The organism is Paraburkholderia kirstenboschensis (genome assembly GCF_904848585.1).
GTDB classification, from domain to species: domain Bacteria; phylum Pseudomonadota; class Gammaproteobacteria; order Burkholderiales; family Burkholderiaceae; genus Paraburkholderia; species Paraburkholderia kirstenboschensis.
In genome coordinates this window covers 269,561-294,626 of the sequence record NZ_CAJHCR010000006.1, presented here as the reverse complement: position 1 = coordinate 294,626, position 25,066 = coordinate 269,561, and the positions used below count along the sequence as shown (strand labels likewise).

Annotated in this window: 19 protein-coding genes; 14 read left to right on the top strand and 5 right to left on the bottom strand. The window is 61.9% G+C overall.

Annotated features, from left to right (window positions below; translation table 11 throughout):
- Positions 1–408 precede the first annotated feature (408 nt).
- From JMY24_RS19005 to JMY24_RS18965, 9 genes are all read left to right on the top strand, one after another.
- Positions 409–1,392, top strand: a complete 984-nt coding sequence (locus JMY24_RS19005; RefSeq protein ID WP_128594352.1) for a helix-turn-helix domain-containing protein — start codon at positions 409–411, stop codon at positions 1,390–1,392.
- Between the two features lie 87 nt (positions 1,393–1,479).
- Positions 1,480–3,027: a mannose-1-phosphate guanylyltransferase/mannose-6-phosphate isomerase gene (locus JMY24_RS19000; protein WP_128594353.1), complete on the top strand. Its 1,548-nt coding sequence runs from the start codon at positions 1,480–1,482 to the stop codon at positions 3,025–3,027.
- Between the two features lie 52 nt (positions 3,028–3,079).
- A complete protein-coding gene (locus JMY24_RS18995) occupies positions 3,080–4,465 on the top strand; it encodes an undecaprenyl-phosphate glucose phosphotransferase (RefSeq protein ID WP_201702685.1) in 1,386 nt (461 codons plus the stop codon).
- Positions 4,466–4,533: 68 nt separating this feature from the next.
- The gene (locus JMY24_RS18990) at positions 4,534–5,673 is read left to right on the top strand and encodes a polysaccharide biosynthesis/export family protein (protein ID WP_193424976.1); all 1,140 of its coding nucleotides are present in this window, start codon (positions 4,534–4,536) and stop codon (positions 5,671–5,673) included.
- A gap of 49 nt (positions 5,674–5,722) precedes the next feature.
- Entirely contained in the window at positions 5,723–7,957 is a 2,235-nt protein-coding gene (locus JMY24_RS18985; protein WP_128594355.1) for a polysaccharide biosynthesis tyrosine autokinase, read from the top strand.
- Between the two features lie 61 nt (positions 7,958–8,018).
- Entirely contained in the window at positions 8,019–9,137 is a 1,119-nt protein-coding gene (gmd, locus tag JMY24_RS18980) for a GDP-mannose 4,6-dehydratase (protein ID WP_110402741.1), read from the top strand.
- 5 nt (positions 9,138–9,142) lie between these two features.
- The gene (locus JMY24_RS18975) at positions 9,143–10,099 is read left to right on the top strand and encodes a GDP-L-fucose synthase family protein (protein WP_128594356.1); all 957 of its coding nucleotides are present in this window, start codon (positions 9,143–9,145) and stop codon (positions 10,097–10,099) included.
- A gap of 25 nt (positions 10,100–10,124) precedes the next feature.
- Entirely contained in the window at positions 10,125–11,267 is a 1,143-nt protein-coding gene (locus JMY24_RS18970) for a glycosyltransferase family 4 protein (protein WP_128594357.1), read from the top strand.
- Between the two features lie 63 nt (positions 11,268–11,330).
- A complete protein-coding gene (locus JMY24_RS18965; RefSeq protein WP_128594358.1) occupies positions 11,331–12,662 on the top strand; it encodes a glycosyltransferase WbuB in 1,332 nt (443 codons plus the stop codon).
- 31 nt (positions 12,663–12,693) lie between these two features.
- Here the strand turns inward: JMY24_RS18965 and JMY24_RS18960 are convergent, their stop codons facing one another.
- Complete coding sequence (locus JMY24_RS18960; RefSeq protein WP_201702684.1) at positions 12,694–13,188, bottom strand: hypothetical protein; 495 nt, start codon at positions 13,186–13,188, stop codon at positions 12,694–12,696.
- A gap of 184 nt (positions 13,189–13,372) precedes the next feature.
- On the opposite strand from JMY24_RS18960, the gene JMY24_RS18955 reads away from it, so the two are divergent.
- Together JMY24_RS18955 and JMY24_RS18950 are read left to right on the top strand one after the other, a co-directional pair.
- On the top strand, positions 13,373–13,987 hold the full coding sequence (locus tag JMY24_RS18955; RefSeq protein ID WP_201702683.1) for a DapH/DapD/GlmU-related protein: 615 nt from the start codon (positions 13,373–13,375) through the stop codon (positions 13,985–13,987).
- A 170-nt stretch (positions 13,988–14,157) separates the two neighbouring features.
- Positions 14,158–15,891, top strand: coding sequence for an FAD-dependent oxidoreductase (locus JMY24_RS18950; protein ID WP_201702681.1), 1,734 nt, complete (start codon positions 14,158–14,160; stop codon positions 15,889–15,891).
- Positions 15,892–15,988: 97 nt separating this feature from the next.
- On the opposite strand, the gene JMY24_RS18945 is transcribed toward JMY24_RS18950, so the two are convergent.
- Both JMY24_RS18945 and JMY24_RS18940 read right to left on the bottom strand, forming a co-directional pair.
- Positions 15,989–17,206, bottom strand: a complete 1,218-nt coding sequence (locus JMY24_RS18945) for a glycosyltransferase (RefSeq protein ID WP_128594361.1) — start codon at positions 17,204–17,206, stop codon at positions 15,989–15,991.
- Positions 17,203–18,645 carry a hypothetical protein gene (locus tag JMY24_RS18940; protein WP_128594362.1) on the bottom strand — a complete coding sequence of 481 codons (1,443 nt, stop codon included), beginning with the start codon at positions 18,643–18,645 and terminating at the stop codon, positions 17,203–17,205. Before JMY24_RS18940 ends, JMY24_RS18945 begins: the two co-directional genes overlap by 4 nt.
- Positions 18,646–18,923: 278 nt before the next feature.
- On the opposite strand from JMY24_RS18940, the gene JMY24_RS18935 reads away from it, so the two are divergent.
- Positions 18,924–20,072, top strand: coding sequence for an acyltransferase family protein (locus JMY24_RS18935; RefSeq protein WP_128594363.1), 1,149 nt, complete (start codon positions 18,924–18,926; stop codon positions 20,070–20,072).
- Positions 20,073–20,132: 60 nt separating this feature from the next.
- Here the strand turns inward: JMY24_RS18935 and JMY24_RS18930 are convergent, their stop codons facing one another.
- Positions 20,133–21,335, bottom strand: coding sequence for a glycosyltransferase (locus JMY24_RS18930; RefSeq protein WP_201702699.1), 1,203 nt, complete (start codon positions 21,333–21,335; stop codon positions 20,133–20,135).
- 371 nt (positions 21,336–21,706) lie between these two features.
- Here JMY24_RS18930 and JMY24_RS18925 point away from each other — a divergent pair, with 371 nt between their 5' ends.
- On the top strand, positions 21,707–22,960 hold the full coding sequence (locus JMY24_RS18925) for an oligosaccharide flippase family protein (RefSeq protein ID WP_128594364.1): 1,254 nt from the start codon (positions 21,707–21,709) through the stop codon (positions 22,958–22,960).
- Positions 22,960–24,033 (top strand): glycosyltransferase, encoded by a 1,074-nt coding sequence (locus tag JMY24_RS18920; RefSeq protein ID WP_128594366.1) that lies wholly within the window; start codon positions 22,960–22,962, stop codon positions 24,031–24,033. The genes JMY24_RS18925 and JMY24_RS18920 overlap by 1 nt, the downstream gene beginning before the upstream one ends.
- A gap of 19 nt (positions 24,034–24,052) precedes the next feature.
- Here the strand turns inward: JMY24_RS18920 and JMY24_RS18915 are convergent, their stop codons facing one another.
- Positions 24,053–24,943 carry a hypothetical protein gene (locus tag JMY24_RS18915; protein WP_236597451.1) on the bottom strand — a complete coding sequence of 297 codons (891 nt, stop codon included), beginning with the start codon at positions 24,941–24,943 and terminating at the stop codon, positions 24,053–24,055.
- Between the last annotated feature and the right edge of the window lie 123 nt (positions 24,944–25,066).

The window sequence follows — 25,066 nt, the reverse complement described above, 5'->3', positions numbered from 1 at the left end:
CGGCGGCGAGCCCAGGCGTGGAGGAGAAATCATCTGCGCGTCCCGCAGAAATCGGCAAAAACAGCTTTATAACAGCGACCGGGCCGCGCGGATTGGATTGTAACCGCCCTTTTTTGAGTCGTGATCCAGTGTGCGGTGGCGAACGAAATGCGCTCCTGCTTTGCACTAACATTCGCACAACGCCAATTCAATGATATGCGGAATCGGCAATTAATTCGGTGCAATTCGGTGTTGGCAAGAATATTGCCGAAATTCACCGGCGAGCCACCCCTGTCAATGCGCCAACATGTCAACACTATCGGTCATGGCGGCTAAATACTTGATTTAGGGTGGCTATGATGCACTGCTCGGAGTCGGCCCGCCGTGGCCGTTGACGGTGAAGTAAGCCGTTTTCTGGTGAGGATAGCTATGACCTGCGCGAGTCTCGAGTCAGCAATGCTGCGCTGGGTGCACGCACCGAACAAAGGGATGCGTCGCATCGCGATTTTGATGTTCAACGACTGCTCGCTGCAAGGCGCCGGCGTCGTAGCCGAAGTGTTTCAGGCGGCGAACGATCTCGCGTCCACGGGCTCCGGCGGCTGCTCTTACGACGTGTGTTTCCTGTCGGCAGACGGCGGCATGGTGACGTCCTCGTCGGCTCTGCGAGTGTGGACCGATGGACTCGACGCGAGACATTACGGCGGCTTCGACGCGTTGTACGTGGCCGGCGGCAAGGGTGCCGTGGCTGCTGCAAAGGACGAACGCCTGATCGCCTGGTTGCGCCGTGTGCGTCACAACACGGGGATGATCCGGCCCATCGCGGAAGGACGCGCACTGCTCGACGCGGCGTACACGCCCGACGCAATGGGTGGCAGCGACTCGCGCGAGCCGTCGACACTGCCGCGCCAGACCGAGCAGACCGCCGACGCAGGCGATCGTCTCGAGTCCATGCGAAGCGCGCTCGCGATGATCAAGCGCGATCTGGGCGCCGCGACCGCGCGCACCGTGGCGGAGCGCCTGCTGGCCGATTCGTGCTCGAACCTCGGGCCGCTGCTGAGCGAAGACGGCGCGCTCACGCCGGGTGACAAGGTTCGCGCGGCGGCCCGCTGGCTGCAGGAAAACTGTCAGCAGTCGATTTCGATTGCAGACGCTGCGCAGTTCGCCGCGATGAGCGAGCGCAACTTCCTGCGCCGCTTCAAGATGGAAATGGGCATTACGCCTTCGAGTTTTCTGCTGCACGAGCGTCTTGCGGTGACATGCAGTCTGTTGACCGAGTCCGAATTGCCGGTCGACAAAATTGCGCGCCGCACCGGTATGGGCAACGGTGACAGGCTCGCGAAGGTATTTCGCAAGCGAATGAGAATTTCGCCCACGGAGTTCAGGATTCAAAGCCGCCGCATGGTGGGCCAATAGCCTCTAAGGCGCGAGCTGGGGTCGCCTGATACACGCGGTCTCCGGCGTCTGGTTTGATGTTATTGAAGAATCATAAGGATTACGAATATGTTGACTCAGGGAGCTGAAAACGGCGAGTCGTCCAATGCGAGTGGCGAGGCAACCGGCGCGCGTTGCACGCGCATCGTCCCCGTCATCCTTGCGGGCGGATCGGGCACACGGCTGTGGCCGGTGTCGCGCGAGAACTATCCGAAGCAGCTCATCGACGTGGTGGGTTCGGATTCTCTGCTGCAAGCCACCGCGCGGCGCATGAACGGTTTTCCGGCGAACTGGCAGGTCGACGCTTCGCCCATCATCGTATGCGGAGAAGAGCACCGCTTCGTGATTGCTGAACAGTTGCACGAAAACGGCGTGGAGGCGCGCCTGATCGTCGAGCCCGCGCGTCGCGATACGGCGCCCGCGCTTACGCTCGCGGCATCACTTGCGTGCGCGGACGGTAAGGACGGCATTCTCGTGGTGATGCCGGCCGATCATTCGATCGCTGACCTCGGTGCGTTGCAGGCCGCGCTGGAAAGCGCGGCTCTTTACGCGGAACGAGGCGCGATCGCGACGCTGGGCGTGCCGCCCACGCGGCCCGATACTGGCTTCGGCTATATCCGTATCGGTGCCGCGCTGCCCGACGGTGGACATGCGATCGACGCCTTCGTGGAGAAGCCCGCGGAGGAACTCGCTGCGAAGTACGTTGCCGCGGGAACGTATTGGTGGAATAGCGGCATCTTCATCGTGCGCGCGAGCGTGTGGCTCGATACGCTCGCGCGTCTGCAACCCGAGATGCACGCCGCGTGCGAGCGCGCGTTCAGTGGTGGGCGCAGCGAAGGCGCGTATTTCCGGCCGCTCGTCGACGCGTTCCTCAGCGCGCCGGCCGATTCGATCGACTATGCGGTGATGGAGCGTCTGACCGAAGCGCCGGACGCGAATGCGGCAGAGCCCGCTCGTGCAGACGGCACGTCGCCGGCGGGCGTGGTCGTCAGGCTGGAAGCAGGCTGGTCCGATCTCGGTTCGTGGGACGCGGTGTGGGCCGCGATGGAAAAGGACGCCAACGGAAACGCAGGGCGTGGCCGAGTGACTTTCGAGGGCGCGGTGTCTAGCTACGCGCATTCCGAAGGACGCCTTGTTGCGTGCGTCGGCACCACGAATGTGGTGGTCGTCGAAACCGCCGACGCGGTGCTCGTGGTGGACCGCTCGCATGTGCAGGACGTCAAGGGTCTCGTGGCGCGCATCAAGGCGCAGCACGCACCGGAAGCCGATGCGCATCGCAAGGTGCACCGCCCGTGGGGCTTTTACGATTCGATCGACCACGGCGAGCGCTTTCAGGTGAAGCGCATCGTCGTGACGCCCGGCGCGCAGCTTTCGCTCCAACTGCATCACCACCGCGCCGAACACTGGGTCGTGGTGCGCGGCACAGCGCTCGTCACGCGAGGCGAAGAGCAATTCCTGCTGAGCGAAAACGAGTCGACTTACATCCCGCTCGGCACGCGGCACCGGCTTGAAAACCCGGGCAAGGTGCCGCTCGAAATCATCGAAATCCAGTCGGGTACTTATCTGGGCGAAGACGACATCGTGAGATTCAACGACAACTACGGCCGCTGCTCATAGGCAGCGTGCCCGACGGGTTGCGGACAGGAACGGCCAGTACGAGGTAAGCAAAATGCGCAAGTTTCAGGATTTACTCGCGCGAATGTTCGATGTCGCGTTGGTGCTGGCGGGTGCGGCGGTAGCGTCGCAGATTCGCTTCGATTACCTCGCTCAATCCGGTTTCTATTGGGCGCTGGTGATGTTTGCCGCTGCCTTCGCGCTGGCGATCTTTCCCGCGTTCGGCGTGTACGAATCGTGGCGCGGCCGCTCCAAGTTGATGCTCGCGGGTCAGGTGTCGCTCGCATGGCTGATCGTGCAGGGCAGCGCGCTCGTACTCATGTATTCGTTGCATCGCATCGACCTCGTGTCGCGTTTGTGGTTCTCGTACTGGACTGCCATCACGGGCGGCTTGCTGATCTCGTACCGGCTCATCACGCATGCGGTGCTTGCGCGAGCACGCAGTGCGGGCATGAATCTGCATCAGGTGGCGATAGTAGGAAGCGGCTCGCAATGCGACGCGATCATTCGCCGTATCGAATCCGCACCCACCACGGGCTTTCGCGCGACGGCGGTCTACAACACGAGCCCGGAGAAGTCGCCGTTGACGAGTACGCGTGTGACGGTGTTCGACAGTGTGGATGCGCTCGCTGAATACATCCGCACGAACGACGTTCACGAGTTGTGGCTGATGTTGTCGCTCTCCGAAGAGCCGCTGATCTGTTCGCTCGTCGGCGAGTTTCGCGACGATCTGGTGAACATCCGTTTCATGCCCGACGTGCGCAGCCTGGCGCTCTTTGAGGGCAGCGGCGTGATCGACGTTCTCGGCGTGCCGGCAATCAACTTGGTTGCGTCGCCTCTGTCGGCGAACTCGATGCTGAAGAAGGAGATCTTCGACCGCCTGTTCGCGGCCACCGCGCTCCTTTGTCTCGCTCCGGTTCTGCTTGCTATTGCCGTTGCGGTGAAGCTTTCGTCGCGTGGGCCGGTGTTTTTCAGGCAGAAGCGCAAGGGTGCGGACGGACGTGTATTCACCATCTACAAGTTCCGTTCGATGCGCCTGCACACCGAGGAAAAAGGCACCGTCAAACAGGCCACGCGCGACGATCCGCGCGTGACGAAGGTTGGTGCGTTTCTGCGCCGCACGAGCCTCGACGAACTGCCGCAGTTTTTTAACGTTTTGCGTGGTGACATGTCGGTCGTGGGACCGCGTCCTCATGCGCTCGAGCACGACGACCTCTATCAGAAAGTGGTCGCGGGCTACATCAATCGCTATCGGATCAAGCCGGGTATTACAGGTTGGGCGCAAATCAACGGCTTTCGTGGCGAGACCGACCGCATCGAAAAGATGGAACGTCGCGTCGAACATGACCTCTACTACCTGGGGCATTGGTCGTTCGCACTCGACATGCGGATCATCGGCGCGACGATTGTCGCCGGACTGGTGCATCGAAACGCTTACTAGTTGTTAACAAAGCACGCGGGGCGTCGCCTCATCTGAGGACCACCGCTCTCGCGCAAGGAGGAAATGTTATGAGCTCGCTTGGTACACGCACGGGAAGTCTTACGGTTTTTGCCATCGCTGCATTGCTCGCGGGCTGTGCCGCCGCGCCTGGTCAGCGGATGGACACACCGGCCATGCTTCAGGAAACAGGTGGCGATTTCAGCACCGAACCCGCGCAGCAACAGACGATACCGATTACCGATATCAATCTGTCGCTGGTGCGCAAGATGCGCACCGAGCAAAGCACTGCCCCATTGCCGCCCGCGACTCTGGCGCTTTTCGGCAAGCCGACTCCCTATCGCGTGGGTCCCGGCGACGTACTGCAAATCGTCGTGTGGGATCACCCCGAACTCGCGGCGGCCCTGGGCCAACCGGCGCCGAGCGGGAAGACGACGGATGCGACGTCGGGCTTTCTCATCGACGAAAGAGGCGATGTGCAATTCCCGTACGCAGGCACGGTGCACGTGGCCGGCAAGGACGTCAGCACGATCCAGAAGGAACTGTATAGCCGCCTGAGCAAGGTCTATCAGAAGCCGGAAGTGACCGTGCGTGTAGCGTCTTTCCGTGCTGCGCAGATCTACATAGACGGCGAAGTGCGCACGCCTGGCACGCAGTCGATCAACGACATTTCGATGTCGCTCGCGAGCGCGATCAATCAGGGCGGCGGCTTTAGTCCGAATGCCGATCGCAGCCGCGTCGAGCTGATCCGCAATGGCGTCACGTATCAGCTGAACATGGACGAACTGCTCAAGCGCGGGCACAACCCGTCGAACATCTACCTTCAACCGGGCGACGCTGTGCGCGTGGCCTCGCGCGAAGACAGCGGTGTCTATGTGATGGGCGAAGTGAACAAGCCTGCGACCATCACGCCGATGCGCAACGGTTCGCTGACGCTTTCGCAGGCGATTTCGGATAGCGGCAGCTTCGACTCGAACACAGCCGCCACACGGCAACTGTTCGTGATCCGCAATTCGACGAGCGAATCGCCGCAGGTCTATCACCTCGACGCGACCTCGCCGGTCTCGATGATTCTCGCCAATCAGTTCGAGCTGCAACCGAAGGACGTGGTGTATGTCGGTCAGGGCGGACTGGTTCGCTTTAACCGTGTGTTGAACCTGCTGCTGCCGGCAATCAATGCGGCTGTGACCGGTGCCGTGCTCGCAAAATAACGACCCTATAACGTAAATCAGAACCGCCGGGTTCCGCTGGGTGACCAAAATGGCAATCAACTTCGAAAACCGCTACACCGACGTGTCCGGACCGGACGAGCTTCATCTGTCGGACTATCTCCGCACTATCGTGCGGGGCTGGCGCACCATTGCAATGGTGACGCTGATAGCGCTCGCGCTGGGGTGCGCGTACGCTTTCCTTGCTCCGCCTACGTATCGAGCGGATGTGTTGTTCCACGTCGAGGACAAGACGGCGAATGCCAATGCGAACGGCAAGGACTCGTTGCCGCCGCTCACGGGGATGTTCGATACCAAGCCGTCGACCGCGGCCGAAATCGAGCTGCTGAAGTCGCGTCTCGTGACGGAGGAGACCGTCAAGAAGCTGCACCTCGACATCACCGCTACGCCGCGCTATATGCCGGTTATCGGCAGCCTGATTGCCGGGCTTGTGAACGGGCAGTGGGGCTTCAAGCTGCCGCAGTTCATCAATCTGTCCGGCTACGCGTGGGGCAATGAAAGCATCTCGGTGTCGCGGTTCGACACAACGAAGGAGATGTACGACACGACGTTCACGCTCATCGCTGGCAACGACCGTTCGTACGTGCTGCGCGACAAGAACGGCATTGCAATTCTGTCGGGCCACGTTGGCGAAACGGTGGAAACCGACACGGCGGACGGTCCGATCTCCTTGCGTGTGGATGCGCTGACCGGCGCGCCGGGCTCGCCGTTCGAGTTGTCGCGGGCATCGACGTTGAGCACGGTTGATCGGTTGCAAAAAGCGCTCGTCGTGCAAGAAACCACGCTGCAATCCGGCGTGATCCGCGCGAGTCTCGAAGGCGGCGACAGCGCGTTGACCGCGGCGATCGTCAACAGCATGGCGCGTGAATTCGTGCGCCAGGACGTGGCGAGCCGTTCGACGGAAGCGGAGCACATGCTCGCGTTCCTCGATCAGCAACTGCCGGGCTTGCGCAAGGAGCTGGACGACGCCGAACAGCGCTACAACAAGTTCCGCAATACGCACGGCACGGTGGATCTCGGCGAAGAGAGCCGCTTGCTGCTTCAGCAGATCGTCGATAACAAGACCAAGCTGCTGGACCTGCAAACGCAACGTGCGGAGATGTCGCAGCGCTTTACTGCGAACCACCCGGCGGTCGCCTCGCTGGATGCGCAAATCGCGGCGTTGCAAGGCGCGCAGACCAATATGAACCGCAGCGTGTCGGTGATGCCGGACACGGAGCAGACCGCGTTGCGTCTGTTGCGCGATGTGCATGTCGATACCGAGCTTTACACGAACCTGCTCAATAGCGCGCAGCAGCTGCGCGTGGCGAAGGCAGGTCAGGTCGGCAACGTGCGGGTGGTCGATTTCGCCGAGGCGCCGGATGAGCCGGTGCGTCCGAAGCGCGTGATCGCAATCCTGATCGCGCTTGGCGGCGGCCTCGTGCTCGGCATCATGCTGACCTTCTTCAAGCGCGCGATGTACGGCGGCGTGGAGCGTCCCGACGAGCTCGAAGCGGTGCTGGGCGTGCCGGTGTTCGCCGTGGTGCCGCGCAGCCAGACGCAGTTGCGGTTGCAGGAAAATGTCATGTTGCGCCGTCGCGGCTTGCATGTTCTCGCCCAGCAGGCGCCGGAAGATATCGCCGTCGAAGGCGTGCGTAATCTGCGCACCTCGCTGCAGCTTTCACTCGACCACGCTCCAAATAATGTGGTGATGATCACGGGTTCGCGGCCCGACGCGGGCAAGTCGTTCCTGTCGGTGAATCTCGCGGCACTGGTGGCGTCGGCGAACAAACGGGTGCTGGTTATCGACGGCGACATGCGGCGCGGTGACGTGCACTCGCACTTCGGCATTGCGCATCAACCGGGTTTGTCGGATGTGCTGAGCGGCGGCGATCTGACGTCGATGATCCAGCGCGACGTGCTGCCGGGTCTGGACGTGCTGGCGAAGGGCACGCTGCCGTCGCATCCTTCCGAACTGCTGATGAGTTCGCGCTTCGAGTCGATGCTCGAAGAACTGAAGGCGCGTTACGACCTGGTGATCATCGACACGCCGCCGGTTCTCGCAGTGACCGACTCGACGCTGATCGGCAAGCATGCGGGCACGACGCTGCTGGTGGTGCGCCATGGCCGTCATCCGGTGAATGAAATTGCGGAGACCGCCAAGCGTCTTCGTAATGGAGGCGTCGGACTCAGAGGCGTATTGCTCACTGACGTGCCGCAGGAAGGGGCATTCCTCGGTTCGGGTTATCAGGGCGGCTATTACGGGTACGACAGTATCGCGGGTTGAAAAAAATCGGGGCTGAGTTTTCTCGCCACAAGTACTAAAAAGTTCAAAAAGGGGAAGCTTCATGAAACGCAAGGTCGCGCTGATCACGGGGATCACGGGGCAGGACGGGTCGTATCTTGCCGAGCTACTGCTCGCTAAGGACTACGAAGTGCACGGCATCAAACGCCGGTCGTCTCTATTCAACACAGATCGTATCGATCACCTGTATCGCGATCCACACGATCCGGAACAGCGGCTCTTTCTGCATCATGCGGATTTGACCGATTCCACCAGCATTCTGCGCGTGATTCAACGCGTGGAGCCAGACGAGATATACAACCTGGCGGCGCAAAGTCACGTCGCAGTATCGTTCGAAGAGCCGGAATACACGGCTAACGCGGACGGTCTCGGCACACTGCGCATTCTCGAGGCAATCCGTATTCTGGGCCTTCAGAACAAGACGCGCTTTTATCAGGCGTCGACTTCGGAACTGTATGGTCTCGTGCAGCAAGTGCCGCAATCCGAGACCACGCCGTTCTATCCGCGCAGCCCTTATGCCGTAGCGAAGATGTTCGCGTACTGGACCACGGTCAATTATCGCGAAGCCTATGGCCTTTATGCATGTAACGGGATCCTGTTTAATCACGAATCGCCCGTACGCGGCGAGACTTTCGTGACGCGCAAGATCACGCGTGCCATTGCGCGTATCGCGGTCGGCATGCAAAAGACGCTGTATCTCGGCAATCTGTCCGCGTTGCGCGATTGGGGCCATGCGCGCGACTACGTCGAGATGCAATGGCGCATGCTGCAACAGGAACAGCCTGAGGATTACGTCATCGCCACCGGTGTGCAGTACAGCGTGCGTCAGTTCGTTCAGCACGCTGCGGCCGAACTGGGCGTCACCGTGCGTTTCGAAGGCAGCGGTGTCGACGAAATCGGCATCGTCGAAAAGGTGGAAGGGCGCGAAACGAGAATGTCGCCGGGCGACGTGATCGTGCGGGTCGATCCGCGCTACTTCCGTCCAGCGGAAGTGGAGACACTGCTCGGCGATCCTTCGAAGGCGCATGCGCAGCTCGGTTGGCAGCCGACTACGCCGTTCGCCTCGCTCGTCAAGGAGATGGTTCGCTCCGACTTTCAGATTGCACGTCGTGACGCGCTCGTCACGCTCGCCGGTTTCACGGCGCTCGAACATCACGAGTGACTGCGATGGACAAACATTCACGCATTTTCGTCGCGGGGCACCGCGGCATGGTCGGCTCTGCGCTGGTCAGACGGCTCGCTGCCGCGGGCTATACGAACGTAATAACGCGCTCGCGCGTCGAACTCGATCTCACGGATCAGGCGGCCGTGAACCGTTTCTTCGAGGCGGAGAAGATCGACGTCGTGCTGCTGGCGGCGGCGCGCGTGGGCGGCATTCTTGCCAACGCGTCGCGGCCGGGCGAATTCATCTATGAAAACCTGGTGATCGAAACCAACGTGATTCACGCTGCGTATCGCGCACAAGTGGAACGGCTCGTCTTCTTCGGATCGTCGTGCATCTACCCGAAGCAGTGTCCGCAGCCGATCCGCGAGGAATATCTGTTGACCTCGTCGCTCGAGCCGACCAACGACGCGTACGCGATTGCGAAGATCGCCGGCGTGAAGTTGTGCGAGGCGTACAACTGCGAGTACAACACGCAATACGTGTCGTTGATGCCGACCAATCTGTACGGCCCGAACGACAACTACGACCTGAACAGCAGCCATGTGTTGCCCGCGCTTTTACGCAAAGCGCACGAAGCGAAGCTGAATGGCGCGGACACGTTGACGGTGTGGGGCTCGGGCACACCGCGCCGCGAGTTCCTGCATGTCGACGACCTGGCTGCCGCCACGTTGTTCGTACTTGAAAACAACGTGACGGAAGGTCTTTTCAACGTGGGCGTCGGCGAAGATCTGTCGATTCGCGAACTGGCGGAGTGCATTTGCAAGGTGGTGGGTTTCGAGGGCGAACTGGTGTTCGACGCGTCGAAACCGGATGGCACGCCGCGCAAACTGCTCGACGTCTCGCGTCTTGCGAAGATGGGCTGGCGCTCAACGATCGGACTCGAGCAGGGAATCGCGTCGACGTATCGGGATTTCGTCGAATCCTATTCCGCGTCGGCGACTACGGCTGCCATGCAATGACGCCTTGTCGAGGAGTTGCATAAAAATGTCCGCATCAGTCACCATCTTCCACAACGTCGTATGGTCGCGTCACAAAGGTGTCGTCTTTTCTGCGCTGCATAATATTTCGGCATCCGGAGCAATTCGCTATTCGATGGTTCAGATCGCCGATACCGAGCACGACCGCATCGGTTTCTCCGACGTCGATTATTCGTACCATCGTTATCCGATGCAGAAGCTGTTCAACGGCTGCTACGAAGACGTGCCGACGCTCAAGATGATCGGCCGGCTCACATGGGAAGTGCTCAAGGCCAAGTCCGACCTGATCGTGCTTCCCGGTTATCACCGCCCGGAATATTGGGCGATGCTCGCCGCGTGCATCGTGACCGGCAAGCGGCGCGCGGTGTTTTGCGATTCGACTGCGCGAGACCGTCCAAAGAAGCTGCTTACGTCGATTCCCAAGCGCGTGTTCTTTTCGCTGTGCGACGGCTATTTCGGGTTCGGCGAGCGCAGCCGTGAGTATTTGCTGTCGCTCGGCGCGAAGCGGGAGAAGATTTTCGTGCCGTGCCAGGCGGCCGCGCTGCCGGGCTCGTTTTCTCCGGAGCGCGCGTTAGTGGAGCGTGTCGCCGCGCGCGCCGGCAATCCGCCGGTGTTTCTGTACGTGGGACGTCTCTCGGAAGAGAAGGGCATCGGCACGCTGATCGAAGCGTTCGCCGGCCTGAGAAAGCGCGTTCCAGCAGCGCAGTTGCGCATAGTCGGCACGGGGCCGATGGCCGACGCATTGCACGCGAAGGTCGCCGAACTGCAACTGGGCGGTGCGGTGACTTTTGCGGGCAGTTTGCAAGACGAGCCGCTCACGCGGGAGTACTACCGCGCGACCTGCATGGTGTTGCCGAGCTATAGCGAGCCGTGGGGCCTCGTGGTGAACGAGGCGCTCGCGCACGGTTGTCCGGCAGTAGTCAGCGAAAGCTGCGGCTGCGTGCCGGAACTCGTCATCGACGGAGTGAGCGGCTATTCGTTCACTGCGGGCGATGTTGCCGGATTGCAGCGCACGCTTCTGAAGGCTATGGAGGCCTTCGCCGATGCGAGCGGCACCGCTCACCGGTGCATGGATGTCATTCGCCGTTTCGATCCGCCTTCTGCAGCCGCCAATATTGCCCGGGGCTGTGCGCTGATGCTGAGCGATTGACGGGCGTCGCGGCGTCGCCGCGAGGTCGGGCATAGAAGCCTTAAACACGTTCAGACACGCACAATGAAGATCCTGATCTACGGCCTCAATTACGCGCCCGAACTCACGGGGACTGGCAAGTACACGGCTGAAATGGCCGCGCTGCTTGCGAGCCGGGGGCACGACGTCCGGGTGGTATGCGCTCCGCCTTACTACCCGGATTGGCGAGTTTCCTCGGGGTATACATCCTGGCGCTATCGTCGCGAAGAGCGCGACGGTGTCTCTGTATGGCGCGCGCCGCTATGGGTGCCGTCGCGCCCGAGCGGCGTGAAGCGGATGATCCACCTGGCCAGCTTCGCGGCAACCTCTCTGCCGTTGCTCGCGTTGCAGGCCTTCTGGCGCCCCGATGCAGTACTGTTGATCGCACCGACCTTGATGTGCGCACCCGCGACGATCGCGCTCGCCCGAGTCGCCCGTGCGAGTGCGTGGTTGCACATTCAGGACTATGAGGTCGACGCCGCTTTTGAACTCGGCCTGCTTAAAGGCTCGCGTGCCGCGCGGATCGCGCGCTGGATCGAGAGTCAGTTATTGCGGCGCTTCGATGCAGTGTCGTCGATCACGCGGCAAATGAGCGCGCGTGCGTCGACAAAAGGCGTCGAGCCTTCAAAGGTGGTGTGCCTGCCCAACTGGGTCGACGTTTCGGCGGTGTTTCCGCTGCCGCGGCCGAGCGAGTATCGAAGCCAGCTCAACATATCCGATGAGCAAAAGGTCGTTTTGTACTCGGGCAACATGGGCGCGAAGCAGGGCATCGAAACGCTTGCGGAAGCCGCGGCGTCGCTCGCGTTTCGCCCGGACATCACGTTCGTGTTCTGCGGTAGCGGCGCGGCAAGAGAGAATCTCGTCAAGCGGTGCGCCGCCTTGCCGAACTGCGTCTTTCTTCCGCTGCAGCCGGTGGAGCGCCTGAACGAACTGCTTAATCTCGCCGACATTCACGTGCTGCCGCAACGCGCCGATGCCGCCGATCTGATGATGCCGTCGAAGCTGACAGGCATGCTTGCCAGCGGTCGCGCGACGATTGCGATGGCACGGCGTGGCACGGCGCTTCACGAGGCGGTGCATTCGCGCGGCGTGGTCGTGCCGCCGGATAACGTGAAGGCGCTGGTGGGCGCTATCACTGCACTTGCAAACGACTCGGAGCGGCGCGCAGCGCTCGGCCGTGCGGCGCGTGACTATGCGGAAAGCACGCTGTCGCCCGATTCGACGATCAGTACGTTTGAAGAACGCGTTGGAATGCTGTGCCGCGCGGCAGGAAGAAGGCGTGCGGAAGCCAGCAAGACGTATTTCGATCCAAGGCCTTCAGCGGTAGCGGTGCCGCACGTAAAGCCTGCGACCACGGAGGAAGCCGCGCCGGATTGAACCGGCATGCGGCCCTCTCATGAACGCGCGATCACCACGGCGACCGGTAGACGGAGCGCTTACCGGTTGTGTACGGATCGGTGTAAGCGGCCTTCGCCGCGCCTTGGGGCAGCAGCGTGTCCGCTGCGCGCTGGCGCGGAGCCGCGTCGGCCACGCGCAACTGGCCGTTGGCAGCGGCAGGCGCCTTGCGCTTGCCCGCAGCGCCCTGCTGGCCGGCTTGCTCGGCACCGATGACGGTCATGCGTTGCTCGTCCATCAACGCCGCGCGGCGTGCGTCGTCGATATTGCCGTCTTGTGCATTGGCGGCGCCGTATCCGTCGGGTGCGCCGAGCAGCTTCTGCTCCCGCTTGCGCTGCACGGCGCGGCGATCGACGGGAGCCTGCTGGGGCGCGCCATAGCCGGTCGGCGCGGTGGCGGTCATTGCCGGTGCTCGGGCAGGCGCGGCGTTCTGGGCGAGCGCCGGTCCTGCGCACGCGGTGGCAAGGACAAGCATGCAGGTGGCGGTGCGCTGAAGCGAAGTGGTCATTGTGGTCCCCGGGGTTGATACAGTCGTGATGAAGATATCGTGCGCCAAAATCCATGCGCGTAGCCGCCAAAACGCTTGCCTGGACGGACACGTTTCAAAGCGACATGGCGGTCAAAGCCACCCGCACAAAGATGATTAGCATCCCTGTGTATTGGCACGGGAAAGCAGGGTATGGAGGAAGGTGATGGGCAACATTGCAGACGATCCGCGGCTCGCATGCTCGCCGCAAGCAGAGGGCGCCGCCGCCGAGCGTCGCGTCATCGACCTGAGTCTGGCCGGCAAGGGGAATTACAGCGCGCGGCGCAGTGCGCTGATAGAGCTTATATGGTTCTTCGTGGAAGCCTGCGTGATCAACAACAAGCTGCTGCCGTTCTCATTCGTGCGAGTCGCTTTGCTGCGCCTCTTCGGCGCGAAGATCGGCACGGGGTGTCGTTTCGTGCATCCACTGCGCGTGAAGGCGCCATGGAATCTCGAGGTCGGCGACAAGTGCTGGTTCGGCGTCGACGTATGGATCTACAACCAGGCGCCGATTCACATTGGCTCGAACGTGTGCATCTCTCAGGGGACCTTCCTCACGGCCGGCTCGCATGACATGAGCACGACGATGGACCTGCGTGTGGCGCCTATCGTGATCGAAGACGGCGTGTGGATCACGTCGAAATGCGTCGTGCAGATGGGCGTGACGATTGGCCGCTCGGCAGTCGTCACGCCGTTGTCTGTCGTGCATCGTTCGCTCGAAGCTGAGGGCGTGTATGGCGGAAATCCGTGTCGTTTTTTACGGAAGCGGTTTGTTCCGTGACCTGAAGCACAGAAGTAAAGCCGCAGCGTTTATACGCTGAGGAGACCGACGTGGTGGCAACCGGAAAAAAGGCGCATCCGGTCAAGGCATATGGGCGCGTTGCTCGCGAGGCCACTCGCCTGCGAGCCAGCGACGCCCCACAACATTATGAAAGAATACGGGAGCTGCGGATGTTCATCGATACTCGCAATGTCGAGCAAAACACGGTCATTGAAACGACGGTTTGCATTATCGGGGGAGGGGTCGCGGGCATTACGCTCGCACGTGAAATGTCGCGCATCGGCGTGGATACCTGCATGCTTGAAAGCGGCGGCTTCGCGCCCGACGAGGAAACACGCGACCTCTATCGCGGCGAGAATGCCGGCCTGCCGTACCGTTTTGCGGACGGCTCGCGCAGCCGCTATTTCGGCGGCAGCAGCAATTGCTGGGGCGGCTGGTGCCGCCCGCTCGATCCGTGGGACTTCGAGAAGCGTGACTGGATTGCACATAGCGGCTGGCCGTTTGGTCTCGACGAACTCGCGCCGTACTATGCGCGCACGCACGATCTGCTGAAGCTCGGACCTCAAACCTTCGACCCCGCCTACTGGGAGCGCGAGATCGGCCGCTCAGACGTGCGCCGCATTCCGCTGGGCACCGGCGATATGCGCGACACCGTTGCTCAATTCAGTCCGCCGGTGCGCTTCGGCAAGGTGTACCGCGAGGAACTGTCGAACTCTACGCGCGTGCGCGTGTTTCTGCACGCGAACGTCCTCAATATCGACGCAGATGCGCAAGGCACGACGATTACGCGAGTGCAGGTCGGCACGATCAGCGGCCGCAGAATGTCCGTGAAGGCGCGCATTTTCGTGCTTGCCACGGGCGGAATCGAGAACGCGCGGTTACTGCTTGCTTCGAACAATGTTCAGGCAGCAGGACTTGGCAACGCTAACGATCTGGTGGGCCGCTACTTCATGGACCACCCGCGCATGATGTCGGGGAAAGTGCGTTTCCTGCCGGGCGTTGCGCGCAACAAGCTGTATGACATCAAGTACCACTACCAGAATGCAGCCGTCTCGGCGCACGGTACGAAGATCTCATCTCAGTTCGCGCCGCGACAGGAGATGATGGAGCGCGAAAAGCTGCTCAATTCTCGCGTGTGGCTCTATTCGCGGTGGTACGGCGAAGGCAGCGCGGGCTCCGAGGCGCTGATCCGCTGCAAGGAAGCGCTGATGCACAAGGACCAGCCGGGGCGCAGCCTGAAGGCGGACATTGCGACGATGGCGGCGCACCCTCTGGATACGGTGGGATATGGCTTGACGCGGCTGTTGCAGTGGCCTGCGCTGATCACCGACGTCACGTTGCAGGCAATCGTCGAAGCGGTGCCCGATCCGGACAGCCGCGTCACATTGTCCGTCGACAAGCACGATCGTTTCGGCATGCCGCGCGTGAAGGTCGACTGGCGCCTTGGCGACCAGGTGAAGCGCACATTCGACAAAACGTTCGAGGCTCTCGCGAAGGAGCTGCGGCTGGCGCGCGTCGCCGAAGTCCAACTGGACGCGCCGCTCGAAGGCAGGCCGTGGCCGCAGAAACTGGAAGGGACGTGGCATCACATGGGCACGACGCGCATGCATGACTCGCCGCGCGAGGGCGTGGTCGACCGCGATTGCAAGGTACACGGCATCAGCAACCTTTATATCGGCGGCAGTTCGGTGTTCCCGACTGTCGGCGCGAATTTCCCGACCATCACAATCGCCGCATTGTCGTTGCGGCTCGCCGGACATCTGGCGCGGCAACTCGACGTTCCGAACATCGTCGGCAACACGCGCGCGGAAGCGGCGAATAGCGGTGTTACGCCGGCGCAGTCGCCGGTAGAGACGCTGCCGATCGCGGCCTCGACGTTGACGCCGTTGATGAAGGAGCAGTGAACCGGTAGTGAAATAAACGAAGGCGACGTCGCAGTGAACGCGGCGTCGCCCGGCACAAGGACGGCGCTCATATGAGCGCCGTCATTCTTTATGGAAGTCAGCGAGCCTGCTGAGTGGCTTTGCGAAAAGCGGGGAGTGTGTTCTTCTCTGCCTGGTCGTGGTGACCGCCTCTCGTTTCAAGCAGGGTGGTTAACGCGCTCACCATCGTTTCGATCCTGAAGCGGGCGTTGAATGTGCGCGCGGCTTGCGCACGCATCGCTTCACGAGCGGCGTCGTCGAGTTCCAGCCAGCGAACGAGGCTCTTTTCGGTGCCCTCGACGGTGTCGGACCCAACCAGCCCCGCGCCGCCTTCTTCGATTTCGCGCCACACGTTGACCTTATCGGAGATCAACGCGGGCAGGCCGCAGCCGAGCGCCTCGGCCACCGCGACACCGAAATTCTCCTGATGCGACGGCAGCGCGAACACGTCGCTTGCATGAAACGCGCCCCACTTCAAATCGCCTTGCAGCATGCCAGGCAGGCTCATGCGATGCGCGATGCCAGCAGCTTGCGCCTGAGCGCGCAGACTCGCGGCCCAGCCGGTTTCATCGGGACCGGCGATCACGAGATGCAGCGCCTCGTCACGTTTGGCCACGCGCGCGAATGCGTCGATCAGCAGATCGCAGCCCTTTTTCGCATGCACTCTGCCGAGAAACAGCACGACGCGTTTGCCGCGTGCGCTGGGTACTGCCTGTAAAAACGCTTCGCGCACCGACGCTACGTCGACCTTAGGAACCGTTGTTCCGAACGGCACGATGCGCTCGCGAGCGCGATAGAGCCAGAACGATTGGCGGGCCCTGGTGCGCTCTTCTTCGGTCGTGAAGATCACAGCGCGCGCGTCACGCAGCACACGGTACTCAGCCCATGGCCAGTAGAGCCATTTCTTTAGATGCTTGAGCGGATATGCCTCTTTGAACCACGGGTCCAGCATGCCGTGCGTGTACACGTAGTACGGCACGCCGCTGTCGTGCAGCGCTTTCCATGTCGCAAAGCCATGGTATTGCCACAGGCCGTGCACGACGACGGCGTCGAAGCGCTTCGCGTGATTCGCAAGCCACGGCGCGAGATAGGCGCTATAGCTGTAGCGGTTGGGTGTGGGGCCGAACGCATGAACCGGGAACGGAAAAGCCGCAAGGTATGGATCGTCCGGGGCATCGCAGGTAGCGACTTCGATCTCATGTCCAGCATCCTGCATGGCCACGCCGCTGCGGCGAACGCCCTCGACGGGACCGCCGGCGCGTGGATCCACGCTTGCAAGCACGTGTAGGATTTTCATCGCGCGATGTCCGGTCGGTTGGAACCCGGCAGTCGTGTCGTCTGCGACATGCCCAGCGTACTGGCGAGATCCGCGCGGCCCATGCCCGGTTGAATGCGGCGGGGCAAGTCCGGCGAAGCGGTGGCCCGCATGCGGCGCGCGGCGCCCATACGGTTCGCGCGTGCGGGCAGTGCGCGCTGCAAACGCGTGTAGGTGGCAATCATCAAACCGAGACCAATGCCGAATACGAGCCCGGAAAAGCGAGGTCCAAGCGGATTGCCGCCGATAGAGGTGGCCGGCAACGCGGCGAACAGCATGATCGCGCGCCCGAGTATCGGCAGCATCGGCGCATCGGGCACAACCGAGCGCCAGTAGCGATAGGCGAAGAAACATAGCGCGAGCGCGCCGAGTGTGGCGAGTGGCATCGCGATACCGAACACGAGCCCGCCCGCGAACAACTGGTAGACCCAGAAGTTGTGGCCCGCGGCCCATTCGTTGATCGCGTAGAAATCCTGCTTGCTGAACTGGCCTGCAAGGTCCGGCAGATAATCCGGCGAATAACGGTAGTAGTGCCCGTAGCCCGCGCCGAACAACAGCGTTTCCGGCGAGGCGGTGACCTGGTCATACTGGTCGCGCATTTCCGCGAGACGCGTGATGGTGGTCGGATCCTTGCCGGAGATGGTTGCTTCCGCCACGAAAATGCGCTGCGTCCAGTGTTCCGCGACATTGGGAACGGTCAGTATCGCGATACCCGCCACGCCCGCCAACACCACGACAACCATGAGGCCGCGCGCGACGGCGCGCCAGATCTGCCGCATCGACGGCGCGCTGAGTGCCATCGCGATCACGAACAGCAGCACCGTACCGACCAGCAGGCTGCGAGTCACGCTTAGCAGTTCGACAATCACGGTGCCGATAAACACGGCGACCGTGAACGACGAATAGCGCTTGGCGACCACGAATTCGTGGAGCAGCACGCCTTGCAATCCGAGCAGCGTCACAGAGATGATGCGAAAGCGCGCGTCGTCGAGGCCGCCGCTCGTCGCGAGGCCGTAGACGAAGGTGAACACGAGGCTGACTACGTTCGCCGCGAATAGCGCTTTTTCGAACTGCGCGATTCTTTGCTCGCTCCACGGCCGGCACGCGACGAGATAGCCGAGCAGGAAAAGCATGAACGGCAGCAGCACGCGCAAATAGTTGCCGCTGTCGTTATCCTGGATCAGTTGCGCGACGACACTACCGAATACGCACAGCAGCAGGCTCGTGGTAACGATTGTGCGAAGCCGGGAACGCTCGTGAAAGCGCGGTGCGATGAGCAGAAGGGCGAGCCCCGCTGCCACTGCTGGAACGACGAATATGAATTGGGCGAAGTGGCCCGTGGTCGCGTTGGTGGCCTTGTAGTCCAGAGCAAGCGGTAATAGAAAAATCGATATCCAGGGTGCTGCATACTGATGGCGCATTCTTATTTCCTCCCCGTCGCCGTTTGCCGTCGTCTAAGCGGACGGTCTCGCGTCGGGTCATTGTGAGCGCAACTTTGTGCTTGCGGATATCGCTAATTGCTGTTCGTCTCCGCCTGCCTGGATTCTGGCGACAGTGGAAAGGGCTATGCCTGCAAGACGCACGCGAGCTCTCCTTTATTGTCGGTGAATGCCTTGATCTTGGCGGTCGCTTGTACCTGCTGACACCGAAGATGCAAAGAAGGGGGATGCGCCCGAGAAAACAGAAAGGGGAAAACAAAATGAAGCTATTTGGCGGGACGGGACCCGCGAAAGCCGGTCGGGCGATCGAGCTGGACTTCGTTCGCGGCATCGCAATCATTGCGGTGATGGGCTTTCACTTTCACGCTGTTCATACCGACAATGTACTCCTTCAGATTATCGAGTACCCACTCAAGAACTTCGGGCGAGAGGGCGTCAATCTCTTCTTCACATTGAGCGGCTTTCTGGTCGGCGGCCTGCTGCTTCGGCAATACGCCGAAACGGGGCATGTCGACGCACGCCGTTTCATCGTGCGGCGGATGTTCCGTATCTGGCCCGCGTATTACGTTCTGGTCATTTTTCATGTGCTGGCCGGCCGGCATCCGTGGAATACGTTCCTGTTTCAGAACATGACGCATCTGCAGAATTATCTCGGCACCTCGATCACGCAGACATGGAGTCTCGCGGTCGAAGAACATTTTTATCTCGTGCTGCCGGCGCTGCTTTTACTTTTCTCGCGCTTGCGACTCGGTGCATGGACGATTATCGGCGTACTTTCGGCAATCTGTGCGGTAACGCTCACAGCGCGTTGCTTTGCGGTGGCGGGCGGCGATCTGCAAGGGGCATTTGCTTATACCCAGTACCGCATCGACAGCTTGCTGATCGGCGTGATCCTCTCCGCGATCTACTGGATGAAGCCGGGCATCTATCACCAGATCGCGAAGCGCAAGTGGCTGCTGATCGGCAGCGTCGCGCTGTTATGTGCATGGCTTGTGTTGGCGACGAGCAACATCGCACTCGACGAAAGCATTGGATACACGATCCAGGCACTCGGTTTTGCCGCGCTTATCGTGCTGGTGCTGGAGTACTCGGGCTCGCTGCGCACGACATGGGTTTATCGCGGGGTCGCCTGGGTGGGTCTCTATTCATACGGAATCTACTTGTGGCACTCGCTCGCGCTCGCTCCCGGCGATATGGTGATTCGCAAGGCCACCGCGCTTGGCCTCGCGCCGAGCGTCATCTGGATCGTTGCGCTCGCGGCGCAGTTCGTCATCGCAATCGTGATCGGCTATGTGACGACGCGCGCAATCGAATACCCGTTCCTGCTAATGCGCAATGCGTTGTTTCCTGAAAAGCGCAGCAGCTCGGTGCGCGAGGAAGTGCCTGTCGCCAGTGGGCAGCTGTCGTGAGAGAACGCATGACGTGCGCGGGGGGTGTGGCCGGCGCACGTCATGCGGACGGCGGTTGAATCACGCCATCTGTTGCAGCAAGGTTTGCTTGAATTCGCCGAGCGTATGCCGCGACAGTAGGTTGTCGCGCGACGATGCCGTTGCATGTTCGTGCGGCCATGAAGTCATTGTTTCGGCAATGGCCTTGCCGATCGACGCCGAGCTCAGGTCGTTCAGTATCGGTCCCAATTCGCAACGCCTGCTGAACCAGCCGATCAGACCGTCTTCCGTTGCGATTACCGGCTTGCCGAAGCGGTACGCCTGCACGAGCACGCCGCTCATGCCGTAATGGCCTTTGTAGCCGAGCCATACCGCGTCGCATGCGGAGAACAGATCGCGTTCCATGTCGTTGGAGATGAACGAATCCAGCACGAGCGGCGCGGGCGTGAGGCTGCGAATGTGATTGCGCATGAAGTGCCGCGTGCTTGCATCCTGTTCGCCTGCGACGATCAGCGTGGGCGCGCGCTCGAGACGCGTCATCGCATGAACCAGTTCGTAGATGCCTTTGCGTTCGGTGATTGCGCCGTACACGAGCAGGTAGCGTTGCGTGGGATCGAGCCCGAGCCGCTCGCGCGCGAGCGCAGGGTCTTCCGCGCGTTCGTCCGGGAAGGGGTCGGCTACATAGGCGACATTTGCACTGTCTTTCGATGTATTGAGCGCTGCCCATTCCGGCAAGGTGGGATCGATGCTCAGCAAGGTGCGCAGCCCCGGCGTGCGAACCGCGCGTTTGAACAGCTGTGCCTTGATCGTGTTGACGAGCGGACGATCGGGCGCCTTGATGCCTACCTTGTGATGATGAAACGTCGAGCGCATCGTAATGCCGATCCACGGCGTCTTGCCGAACGGAGCGCCAAGAAACGGTAGTCCATTGAAAAAATAATCGGCATACGGCACGACGACCAGCCGGATCGACTGCGTGCGGCTGAGGATGCGGTATGCACGCTGAAAGTAGTTATGAAAGCGCCAATACTGATTGCGCTCGCGCAAACGGTGAGTGCGGCTTTCCTCCGGATCGACAAAAGCGATCTGCTGATCGGGGCGGTTGGCTGCAGTGATCTGTTTCGCGAGCCGGTGATCTTCGTTTGCGCATTCAGTGACCAGAATGCACGGATAGCCGGCCTCCGCGCAGGCCTGCATCGTCCACTCGACATACCGCCAGCGGTGGCCGGTGAGATTGGGCTCCACGATCAGGACAAAGTCAGGTTCGATCACGTCGGTAGGCATAGGCGGAAATAGCGTGCATGGGTTGACGAATTGCATCAGCGGGTTCTCCGCCGCGAGCGGAAATGGCCCGAGCCGCGGGCTCTGCCGTGGCGTCAGATGAATAACGGTAGCACCCCTCGCAGCATGAAAACCGCGTATCTCTCGGTTTGTGTGGGTAAACGTACTACCAGACAAGGGCTCGGGCCGAAGCCGCCTGGTTGATGGCGGTTGACGGCGAATATCTCGCGGTAAGGTCCTGCTTACGGTTATAGATAAACCGTCGCCAGCTTGCTGGCGGGACCCAATTCCAATCAGGCGCCGCGGCGTTCACAGCGAGTCACGACACGCTGATCAAACCGCTGCACGGCGCTGCAATTCGACGGAGAATGAGCTTGCGGGCGATCAGGCTTCCCGCGCTCTCGATAGCCAGCAGTTTCGGCGCGAGCGCGGCGACATGGGTGTTATTGCAACAGTTCGCGGTGCGTGGACTGGTGGCCATCAAATTTCTTGCGATCGGCCGCATGCTCGGGCCGGCGGCGATCGGCAGTGTGAGCGTGGCTTTGCTCGCGGTCGCAATTGCAGAGGCGCTATCCGATACCGGGCTCGCGCAGGCAGTGATTCAAGGCGAGCACGCACCAACGCGCTCGCAGCTCGGCGCGGTGTGGACCACTCTCACGGCGCGTGGCGTATTGATTTCGCTGTTGCTGGTTGCGCTCGCACCGTTGCTGAGCAGCCAGTTTCATCTCGATGGATCGCTCGTGCTGATCCAGCTCGCCGCGTTGCTGCCGCTGTTGCGCGGGCTCGCGTCGCCGACCTACTACGTGGTCCAGCGTGAGCGGCGCTTCCAACATATCGCGGGTGTCGAGGTGGCCGCTGCCTTCGTCGATTGCTCGGTCGGCCTCGCGCTCGCTTATCTCGGCGCGGGCGCGGCTTCGGTACTGATCGGCCTCGTCGCCGGTGAATCGCTTAAAAGCGCGCTGACGTGGGGGACCATGAAACCCAGGCCGCCGGTGCGCGCGGTTTGGTCGGGCATCGGCCAGTATGTCGGTTTCAGTCGATGGATCTGGGCGAGCAGTGTGATCAACCTGCTGCTCAACCAGTTCGACAAGGTGGTGGTCGGCAAGCTGCTGGGCCCCACGCAACTCGGCGGCTATCAGATGTCGTCGCGTCTCGCGCAGATGCTGCTTGCCGATGCGGCGATCGCGATGTCGCAATACCTGTTTCCGACTTTTGCCGCGCATCATCGCCGCGATCCCAAGGCGGCGTCGCGCCTCATCAGGGTTTATCTGCTGGCGGCCGCAATCGGGCTCGCCGCTTTCGTCGAGGTGCTGCGGCTGATCGCGGAGCCGATGTTCTCGCTGATTCTCGGCGCGGCCTGGCTGCCCGCCGTGCCGCTCTTCAGGATACTCGTCATCAACATGGCAATAGGCGCTTTGATCGCGGTGCTCGTTTCGTATTTGCGCGCAATCGGCGACGCGAAAGCGACTGTGCATGCTTCGGCGATTCAGGTGGTGGTGCTGCTGATCAGTGCGCCGCTCGCGGTTCGCTGGTGGGGCGTGACGGGTATCGCGTGGTCGATGACGCTGGGCCTCGGCTGCGCCGCGGCGTGGATGCTGTACAGAACCCTGAGAGCAAGGACTGCATGATGCGCGTCTTCCATCTCGTACTGGCGCCGCGTTTGTCCGGCGCGGAAGTGCTCGCGAAAGATCTCGCGCTCGATCAGTGCGCCGGGGGCATGGCGGTATGCGTTGGCTCGCTCCTGCCTGCGCATGACGACTTCACGTCGTTGGCGAGCGAGTTGCAGACGCATGGCGTGCAGTGCTGGTTTCCGCAAAAACGGCACCACGCGGCGCGCAAGCTGTGGAATCTGTTCGTCGCAGTGCGGCGGTTTCGCCCGGATGTGATCTTCGCGCATGCCACGATTCCGTCGTTTTATGCGCGCGCGTTGCCGCTGGGCGTGCCTGTCGTCTACGTGATGCACTCCGCGACTAACGATTTCGAGCGCCCGCTGTTCCGGCGCATCGAACGTCTTCTGTCGGGGCGCGCGAGCGTCGTGATCGGCGTATCGCAGCAAGGCGTCACGGACTACATACAGGCAATCGGCGTGCATCCGTCGATGACGGTGGTGCCGAACGGCGTCGATCTTGCGCGCTTCGCATTTACCGACGGGGCGCAGCGAGCCGCGAGTGTTCCGCAGATCGTTCAGATCGGCCGATATGCGTCTGTCAAAAATCAACTGCTCACGGTGCGCGCTTTCAGCGAAGTGCTCAAGCAGGTTGGCGACGCACGGCTCGTGCTCTACGGCGTGGTCGAGGACCCCGATTACCAGCGTGCGGTCGTTGCGCTCGCAACGGAGCTGGGCGTTGCGGAGCGCGTCGTGGTCGCCGGGCCGCGCAGCGATGTGGCGACCGTGCTTTCCGAGTCGAGCGTTTTCGTCATGCCTTCGCGTTCAGAAGGGCACAGCGTGGCGTTTCTGGAGGCGTTGGCTTCGGGCGTGCCGATCGTCGCGAGCAGGATACCGGCGTTCGCATTCGCCAATGGTTTCCCCTGCGTGCAATTGGTCGATACCGACAACGTGGACGGTTACGCCGACGCCATCGTGAAGGCGTTGAGCGAGAAGCGCGTGCAAAGATCGCTAGCGGGACTCACTCTTAGGGACACGGCCGAGCGATACCGCGCGATTGCGCGGCAAGTGTGTCCGGCAGTGTCGGCGCGCTGAACGTCGAACCGGGCGCGCCTCAATGATGCAGGTTGATGTCGCGCGTATCGGGCGCAGCTTCGGGTGCGGGCTCGATCGTCCGGGCGCTTGCGAGCGCCGACTCCTGCACCGCAAGTGTCATGAGATGCCGCGCTTCCTTGCTGCTCGAATCGATACCGAGCGCGCTGCCTGCGTTGAGCGACACGCAATCCCAGCGGGCAATGTAGCCGCAGCCTCGCGCAAGACTCAACAGTGCGTCACGCTGCTGTTCACGTGTATTGACGGCCGCGCGCAGGTTCTGCGCGTCACGGCTTTGAGGTTGCACCGCGATCGCCGCGGCGACGCGCGCCTTCGTCGCAGATAAATTGTTCTCCTGAAGACTTGCACGCGCGGCACGCAGATGCCGCGACAGGTCGGCGCGTGCTTTTTCTTCTGCGGTGATGGGCGGTGTGGCGCCGGGATTGCGTTTTGCTTGCGCGATTGCGATTGCGACACCGGAGGCGGCCGGCGCAGCGGAGATGGCTGCGGCAGCGGAAACGGCCGGTGCGGTGCGGCGCGCGGACAACGACGACGAAGCGGGTAACTCCGCGGTCAATGCCGTGGGCAACGTGGGTGCCGTATCGGAGCGAGGAGCGGCGGTGACCGCTGTTGACCGCGCAGGAGCAGCAGTCTCAGGGCGCTGCACCGCCAGGACCGGCGTCACGCTCTTCTGCCTGCTGATCGCACCGGATACAGTAAGCGGTTCCACGTCTTCATCGCTGTCTTTGCTCTGTATGAAGCCGACATAGACCGCCGAGGCTACGATCAGAGCGGAGGCGGCAAGAGCGAGCGGTTCGCGCATCCGCTGATAAGTGCTCTGGACGATGGCTGCGTCTTCGACCACCGCATAGGGATTGGCGAGCGCACGCGAGGGGTCCCACACTCTTTGCATCGGTAGGCGCCTCGCTTTCGGCGGCCGCGCGTCGGTGAGTCGCACGGTCAGCGTCGGCACCATCGCGGCATACGCAGGGACACTGCGCGCACGGCATGAAGGACAGGGAACGTTGCGGCTCAC